Genomic DNA, 6,774 nt, shown 5'->3' on the forward strand with positions numbered 1-6,774 from the left:
GCCCGAGACGGATCAGAGTTCGCGCAGGACACCGAGCAGGCGTTCGGCGCTGCGCAGATCACTGTTCAGAAAAACGCTCAGTCCAAGCTGCAGGTTCAGGATCACGCGCGCATGCAGGTCCTCGAGCTCGCTCAGGCCTTCTGGCGAGAACGCCAGCCGATGCATGATCTTCTTCTCCTGAATATTCATCACTACCCGCTCGATGATGTCGCCCGCATGCTCCAGATTGATGGTCAGCGTGATGATGTCGGTCCATCGGCGGCTGTCGGCTTCGTCGAGCTGTTCGCGGGAAATCCGCGCCAGATACGTCTTCACCGCTGCGTACAACTGATCGACGTCGTCGTCCATGCGGATCGTCGTGCGCGCCTTGACCGGATCATTCGTGCGCATCAGGTCGAGCAGGTTATCGAGCATCGTGCGGATGATGTCGCCTATACGCAGCGCCTCGCGCGCCGAATTCGCCAGCGCGAGCGTAGGCGTGGAAAGCGCGACGGGATCGAGATAGAGCGGCCGCAACTCGGGATTCATATCCGGGCGGTCCGGCAGCAGCCGATAACACAAGCGCGCAACGTGCTCGACCAGCGGCATGCACGCAAGGCAACGCACGAGGTTATAGACGAGATGAAATGTGATCACCGACTCGCGCGGGTACGCGATCACCGCGCCAAGTCCCAACGCGATCCACGGCGCAAACGGCAGCACGATCAGCGCGCCGACCAGCTTGAAAAGCAGGTTGCCCAGCGCCAGGCGGCGGCCCGCTTGGTTCTGCCCCATCGTTCCGATCACTGCCAGCAAGCCGCTTCCCAGGTTCGCACCGACCACCAGACACACGGCGACCTTCAGCGAAATCACGCCGGACGATGCCAGCGTCGCAGTCAGCAGGACAGCGGCAAGACTGGAGTACGAGATCATGGCGAAGGCCGCGCCGACCAGCGTGTCAAGCATGGAATCGCCCGTGAGCGCGCCGAACATGACCTTCACGCCCTCGCCCTGCATCACGGGACGCGCCGCCTCGACAATCAGATGCAGCGCCAGCAGGATCAGCCCCAGCCCGATGACCGTGCGGCCGATCTGCCCCACGCGCGTTTGCTTGAACGACAAAAACGCGATGACGCCGCCCAGCAACAAAATAGGCGAGAGCCATGAAAGATCGAGCGTCAGCACGCGCGACATCAGCGCTGTGCCGACGTCGGCGCCCAGCATGATGGCTAGCCCAGGCGCCAACGGCAGCAGTCCTTGCGCTGCAAACGACGACGCCAGCACGGCCGTCGCGTTGCTGCTCTGCACGAGACTCGTCACGCAAAGGCCCGCGCCGAATGCGCGAAAGCGGCTGTTCGTGCTGCGCGCGAGCACGCGCCGCAGCTCGGCGCCGAGTACCCGCAGGATGCCGGTGCGGACAATATGCGTGCCCCACACCAGGACCGCCACGCCCGACAGGATATTCAAGAGAGTCAACATGTGGCCACTTCCGTTAATCGTTCCCACTGTAACGCCATTGACACATGATGCCACGCAAACGAGTTGTACAATTTTGCATTGTTGTAGTTTTGGGTATTTCCCGATAGGATCGACCGCACTCATCGACCCTGCGCGGGCCATCGTATGCCCTTGCGTTCTGTCGCGTTTTTTACCTGCAATCCAAGGGCTGCAAGCATGAACCAAGGCATGAGCCGAACTCTCGCGCTGTTCGATCTGGACCACACACTGCTGCCGCTCGACAGCGACCAGTCGTGGGCGCGCTTTTATGCCACGCTCGGCTTCGAAGGAAGTGCCGACCACGTCAGGGAGATCGATGCGTACTATCAGCAGTACGCAGCCGGAAAGCTCGACATGGACGGGTATCTGAAACTGACTCTCGCGCCGCTCGCCCGTCATTCGCGTGCGGACCTGGATGCGTGGCACGACGCCTTCATGAAGTCAGTCATAGAACCGGCCATTCGCCCTGAAGCGCTCGCGCTGCTGCGCCGTCATCTCGACGCGGGCGACCTGTGCTGCATCGTGACGGCGACAAACGCATTTGTCACCGCGCCCATCGCAAAGGCGCTGGGCGTGGAACACCTGCTGGCGATCGATCTGGACACTGAAGGCGACGATCCGCTCGGGCGCTACACCGGCCGCTCCGTGGGCGTCGTGACGTTTCGCGAAGGCAAGATCGTCAGGACCGAGCAATGGCTTGCATCGCAGGGATTGAAGCTGAGCGACTTCAAGGAAAGCTACTTCTACAGCGATTCGGTCAACGACGTCCCGCTCATGGAACGCGTCACGCATCCTGTTGCGACCAATCCCGATTTCCGGCTGCGTGCGATCGCGGCCGAGCGCAACTGGCCGGTCATCGAACTCTTCGCGTAAGCCGGGTTTTATTCATACGCCATATGGCGTAGCATCTCGGCCATTCTTACAACAGACGTAGAGAGACATGGCCCTGATCGCCCGTAATCTGCTCGGCATTGCCGTCCTGCTGTTCATCGCTTTCATCTTCTCCAATAACCGCCGTGGCATCCGCTTGCGCACCGTCATACCCGCACTGCTCGCGCAGATTGGAATCGGTGCGTTCATCCTGTTCGTGCCCTTCGGTAAAAGCATCCTGGCGGCTGCCGCCGCAGGCGTGAATCACGTGCTTGGGTATGGCAACGCTGGGATCGAATTCCTGTTCGGCGGACTGGTGCAATCGAAGATGTTCGAGATCTTCGGCGATGGCGGTTTTGTCTTCGCCGTGCGGGTCTTGCCCGCCATCATCTTCGTGACCGCGCTGATCGCAGTGCTCTATCACCTCGGCGTCATGCGCTGGATCGTGATCATTCTCGGCACGATCTTCCAGAAGCTGCTCGGGGTCTCGAAGCTCGAATCGTTTTCTGCCGTCACCACCATCTTCCTCGGGCAAAGCGAAATGCCCGCGGTCGTGAAGCCGTTCGTGCGCGACATGACGGGCGCGGAATTGTTCGCGGTGATGTCAAGCGGCATGGCGGCGGTGGCCGGCTCGGTGCTCGCGGGCTACGCCGGACTCGGCGTGAAAGTCGAGTATCTGCTCGCGGCTTCGTTCATGGCGGTTCCCGGCGGATTGCTGTTTGCGAAGATTCTGCATCCGTCGACGGAAGCGAGCCGCGTCACCTTGGAACATCTCAGCTTCGATGAAAAGCGCCCCGCCAACGTGATCGAAGCCGCCAGTTCCGGTGCGACGGTCGGGCTGAAAATCGCGGTGATGGTCGGCGCGATGCTGATTGCGTTCGTCGGCCTGATTGCTTTGTTGAACGGGATCGTGGGTGGAATCGGCGGATGGTTCGGCGCGCCGCATCTGTCGATGCAGTCCGTGCTCGGCGCCATCTTCGCGCCGCTCGCATACCTGATCGGCGTACCGTGGGACCAGGCCGCGCTCGCCGGCAATTTCCTCGGCCAGAAGATCATCCTGAACGAGTTCGTGGCATATGCGTCGCTGTCTCCCTATTTGAAGGACTCCGCAAGCGTCGCCGCGGCGGGTCTCCAGGTGCTCGATCCGCGTACCATAGCGATCTTGTCATTCGCGCTGTGCGGCTTCGCGAACTTCGCGTCCATTGCCGTCCTGACCGGCGGCTTCAGCGCGGTGGCTCCGGAACGGCGCGCGGAAGTGGCGCGCTACGGCCTGCGAGTCGTGCTCGCCGCCACGCTCTCGAACCTGATGAGCGCGACGATTGCGGGCATGTTCCTGACGCTCAATTAAGGAAAAGATCATGACCATGGACCAATTGCTCGACCGTGCGAAAACCGCACGCGAACGGGCTTACGCGCCCTATTCGAAGTTCAAGGTCGGCGCTGCGCTGCTCACAAAAGACGGTCGCATTTTCGATGGCTGCAATGTAGAAAACGCATCGTACGGATTGTGCAACTGCGCGGAACGCACGGCGTTTTTCAGCGCGATTGCCGCGGGCTGCAAACGCGATGAATTCGCGGCGCTGGCCGTGATCGGCGACACCGATGGCCCCATCGCACCATGCGGCGCGTGCCGTCAGGTGATCATCGAACTGGGCGGGCCCGAGCTGGCCATCCGCCTTGGCAACCTGCATGGCGCGACACGCGACACCACCGCCCGCGAACAGCTTCCGGACGCCTTCTACCTATGACACAGCACAAGGTCATCTACGACACGGACCCGGGCGTCGATGACGCCATGGCGCTCGTCTTTCAGGCGCTGCATCCGGATATCGAACTGCTCGGGATCACGAGCGTGTATGGGAACGCGACCATCAGTACCACCACGTCCAACGCGCTTTACCTGCGCTCGCGATTCTGTCCCGGCGTGCCGGTCGCGCGTGGCGCTGCGGCGCCGTTGCATCGCGCGCCGCCCGCGCCGCTCGGCTGGATCCACGGCGACAACGGGATGGGCAATATCGAACTCGGCGAACCCGGCGATACATTGCTGGACGAGCGTTCGGCGCATCGATTCATTATCGATACCATACGGGCCCAGCCCGGTGAAGTGACGCTGATCGCGGTCGGTCCGCTGACAAATCTCGCGCTCGCACTCGAAGCCGATCCGGAGATTGCAACGCTCGTGAAGCAGGTCGTGATCATGGGCGGCGCATTTGGAACGGCGGGCGTGCTCGGCAATGTGTCGCCGGCGGCCGAAGCCAACATCATGTGCGATCCCGATGCCGCCGATATCGTGCTCGGCGCGCCCTGGCCCGTGACCGTGGTCGGCCTGGACGTGACGCAGGAGACCATCATGCCCAACGATTGGCTCGCCGGATTCGGCGACCAGGGCGATGCCGGCCGTTTCGTGTGGGACGTCTCGCGTCACTATGCGCAATTCCACAAGGACAGCGCAGGACTCGAAGGGATCTACGTCCACGATTCGTCTGCGGTGGCGTACGTGCTCGCGCCCCACCTCTACACCGTGCGCAATGGTCCCGTACGGGTAGTGACAAGCGGCATCGCAACCGGCGAAACAATCCAGAAACTGACGACCATGAAGGCGCCTGCGCCGGACTGGGATGATCGTCCGGCGCAATCCGTGTGCATCGGCGTGGATGCCGCCGGCATGCTCGACCTGTACAAAAAAACTTTCTTCAAAGCGCTTTAATGGCTCAGTTGCGCGCCGAACCACGCGCGCAATGCTTCCACTTCTTCGGCACAGACCGAGTGCGGCATCGGATATTGATGCCACTCGATCTTGCAGCCGTGGGACAGCGCGAAGTCGCGTCCCTGCACGGCCAGTTCCAGCGGAAGAACCGGGTCCTGCGTGCCGTGCGCAGCAAAGATCGGCGTCTCGCGGTTTGCTTCGCTAAAGGCGGCATCGATCAGACCCGGCGACGGTACATAACCCGACAAAACGATCAGGCCGGCAAGCTTCTCAGGATGTGTCAGGCCCGCTGTATAAGTCATCGCGCCGCCTTGCGAGAAGCCTGCAAGGAAGATCTTCGATGTCGGGATGCCCCGTTCGTTTTCCCGCGCGATCAGATCGCGAATGCGGTCGCAGGAGGCCTTGAGACCGGCTTCATCGACGCGGCGGTTCACGCCATCGAACGAAAGAATGTCATACCACGCGCGCATCACGTAGCCGTTGTTGCCCGTCACCGGCATTTCGAGCGCGTTGGGAAACACGAAGCGCACGGCAGGCAGATCGCCCAGGCGCAACTCCGGCACGAGCGGGATGAAGTCGTTGGCGTCGGCGCCCAGGCCGTGCATGAGGATCACGGCGAACTCGGGATTCGGCGCGGTTTCTACGTCGATGGTGGACAACAAGTCGGTCATGAACTGGACTCCGGTGTGGATGACTTCAAATGATGGGAACAAGAATAAGGATGATGCCGAACAGCGAAACGACCCAGATGAGCGAGCGCAGGAACGGAATTCCCGCTGCATATACGGGCACGTACACGACCCGCGCAATGATGTAGAGCCACGCGCCCGTGAGCGTCAACGGGCCTTCGCGGCCAACCATATGCGTAATCAGGATGGCGATGGCGAATACAGGCAGCGTCTCGAACAGATTGGCTTGCGCGCGCATGAGTCTGCCGGTCAACTTGCCGGGCGGCGCTGCCGGCTTGTCGCGAGCGCTGGCGTTATAGCCAAGACCGGTCTCGCGGCTGCGCAATACCGATGGCAGCAACACCTGGATCAGCGCAAGCACCAGCGCCCAGGCGAGGATATGGAGTTCTGTCGTCATGGTGGCTCTTTAGGTTGAAGTGCGGGCAAAACCGGATTCATCATGCCATCATTGACGCATCTGCAGACACGCGAAAATCTACTCATGCAAACCCTTCCTGTGCGTCTCGTCCCGGGCGACGACCTGCGCAACACACTCGAATCCCTCGCACGAAGGAAGGCGCTGGGCGCGGCGTTCGTGATTCAGGGTGTTGGCAGCCTGAGCGTGGCGAACCTGCGTTATGCCGGTATCGATCAACCCGCGCTCCTCGACCGCGACCTCGAAATCCTGACGTTGGCCGGTTCACTTGGTCCCGATGGCGCGCACCTCCACATGTCCGTTTCGGATTCCGCAGGCCGTGTGTACGGCGGCCATGTATCGGCGGGATGCATTGTCAGGACCACGGCAGAAATCCTGCTCGTCAGCCTCGACGGTTTCCGCTTTTCACGCGAGTTCGATTCCGGCACGGGTTTCCCGGAACTGTCGATATATCCTCAACCCTGACGGGTGCGCCAATACCGGCGCATGAGTTCGGGAAGGTGCCGTTCGTGGATCGGCATTTCACCTGCCTGGAGCGCCTCGACCCTGCTTTCGTCGTTATCGACGCACACTACCTCATGACCCATCTCTGCGAAGCAGAGCGCGGCAACCAAGCC

At 61.6% G+C, this 6,774-nt stretch carries 9 protein-coding genes; 5 read left to right on the forward strand and 4 right to left on the reverse strand.

Features of this window, described 5'->3' with window-relative positions; genetic code table 11:
* Positions 1 to 12: 12 nt before the first annotated feature.
* Positions 13 to 1,458 carry a Na/Pi cotransporter family protein gene (locus ACFFAR_RS20395; RefSeq protein ID WP_375508357.1) on the reverse strand — a complete coding sequence of 482 codons (1,446 nt, stop codon included), beginning with the start codon at positions 1,456 to 1,458 and terminating at the stop codon, positions 13 to 15.
* A gap of 207 nt (positions 1,459 to 1,665) precedes the next feature.
* On the opposite strand from ACFFAR_RS20395, the gene ACFFAR_RS20400 reads away from it, so the two are divergent.
* The 4 genes from ACFFAR_RS20400 (at position 1,666) to ACFFAR_RS20415 (ending at position 5,053) form a co-directional block, all read left to right on the forward strand.
* Complete coding sequence (locus ACFFAR_RS20400) at positions 1,666 to 2,349, forward strand: HAD-IB family hydrolase (protein WP_174363872.1); 684 nt, start codon at positions 1,666 to 1,668, stop codon at positions 2,347 to 2,349.
* Between the two features lie 67 nt (positions 2,350 to 2,416).
* Positions 2,417 to 3,694 (forward strand): NupC/NupG family nucleoside CNT transporter, encoded by a 1,278-nt coding sequence (locus tag ACFFAR_RS20405; RefSeq protein ID WP_174363873.1) that lies wholly within the window; start codon positions 2,417 to 2,419, stop codon positions 3,692 to 3,694.
* Positions 3,695 to 3,704: 10 nt separating this feature from the next.
* Positions 3,705 to 4,094 (forward strand): cytidine deaminase, encoded by a 390-nt coding sequence (locus tag ACFFAR_RS20410; RefSeq protein WP_174363874.1) that lies wholly within the window; start codon positions 3,705 to 3,707, stop codon positions 4,092 to 4,094.
* A complete protein-coding gene (locus tag ACFFAR_RS20415) occupies positions 4,091 to 5,053 on the forward strand; it encodes a nucleoside hydrolase (RefSeq protein ID WP_174363875.1) in 963 nt (320 codons plus the stop codon). Before ACFFAR_RS20410 ends, ACFFAR_RS20415 begins: the two co-directional genes overlap by 4 nt.
* Here the strand turns inward: ACFFAR_RS20415 and ACFFAR_RS20420 are convergent.
* A complete protein-coding gene (locus tag ACFFAR_RS20420) occupies positions 5,050 to 5,724 on the reverse strand; it encodes an alpha/beta hydrolase (protein WP_062172361.1) in 675 nt (224 codons plus the stop codon). The two genes, ACFFAR_RS20415 and ACFFAR_RS20420, sit on opposite strands and share 4 nt — an antisense overlap.
* Positions 5,725 to 5,749: 25 nt before the next feature.
* Positions 5,750 to 6,139 (reverse strand): MAPEG family protein, encoded by a 390-nt coding sequence (locus ACFFAR_RS20425; RefSeq protein ID WP_062172360.1) that lies wholly within the window; start codon positions 6,137 to 6,139, stop codon positions 5,750 to 5,752.
* A gap of 84 nt (positions 6,140 to 6,223) precedes the next feature.
* Here ACFFAR_RS20425 and ACFFAR_RS20430 point away from each other — a divergent pair, with 84 nt between their 5' ends.
* Complete coding sequence (locus tag ACFFAR_RS20430; RefSeq protein ID WP_174363876.1) at positions 6,224 to 6,622, forward strand: PCC domain-containing protein; 399 nt, start codon at positions 6,224 to 6,226, stop codon at positions 6,620 to 6,622.
* On the opposite strand, the gene ACFFAR_RS20435 is transcribed toward ACFFAR_RS20430, so the two are convergent.
* Positions 6,613 to 6,771, reverse strand: a complete 159-nt coding sequence (locus tag ACFFAR_RS20435) for a hypothetical protein (RefSeq protein ID WP_375508358.1) — start codon at positions 6,769 to 6,771, stop codon at positions 6,613 to 6,615. The genes ACFFAR_RS20430 and ACFFAR_RS20435 overlap by 10 nt on opposite strands.
* Between the last annotated feature and the right edge of the window lie 3 nt (positions 6,772 to 6,774).

It is taken from the genome of uncultured Caballeronia sp. (assembly GCF_964243625.1).
Taxonomy (GTDB): domain Bacteria; phylum Pseudomonadota; class Gammaproteobacteria; order Burkholderiales; family Burkholderiaceae; genus Caballeronia.

Bases quoted from the DNA above. Each gene is read 5' to 3' on its own strand.
- ACFFAR_RS20415 (WP_174363875.1), top strand. From the start codon at position 4,091: ATGACACAGCACAAGGTCATCTACGACACGGACCCGGGCGTCGATGAC.
- ACFFAR_RS20405 (WP_174363873.1), top strand. From the start codon at position 2,417: ATGGCCCTGATCGCCCGTAATCTGCTCGGCATTGCCGTCCTGCTGTTC.
- ACFFAR_RS20425 (WP_062172360.1), bottom strand. From the start codon at position 6,139: ATGACGACAGAACTCCATATCCTCGCCTGGGCGCTGGTGCTTGCGCTG.
- ACFFAR_RS20410 (WP_174363874.1), top strand. From the start codon at position 3,705: ATGACCATGGACCAATTGCTCGACCGTGCGAAAACCGCACGCGAACGG.
- ACFFAR_RS20430 (WP_174363876.1), top strand. From the start codon at position 6,224: ATGCAAACCCTTCCTGTGCGTCTCGTCCCGGGCGACGACCTGCGCAAC.
- ACFFAR_RS20420 (WP_062172361.1), bottom strand. From the start codon at position 5,724: ATGACCGACTTGTTGTCCACCATCGACGTAGAAACCGCGCCGAATCCC.
- ACFFAR_RS20395 (WP_375508357.1), bottom strand. From the start codon at position 1,458: ATGTTGACTCTCTTGAATATCCTGTCGGGCGTGGCGGTCCTGGTGTGG.
- ACFFAR_RS20400 (WP_174363872.1), top strand. From the start codon at position 1,666: ATGAGCCGAACTCTCGCGCTGTTCGATCTGGACCACACACTGCTGCCG.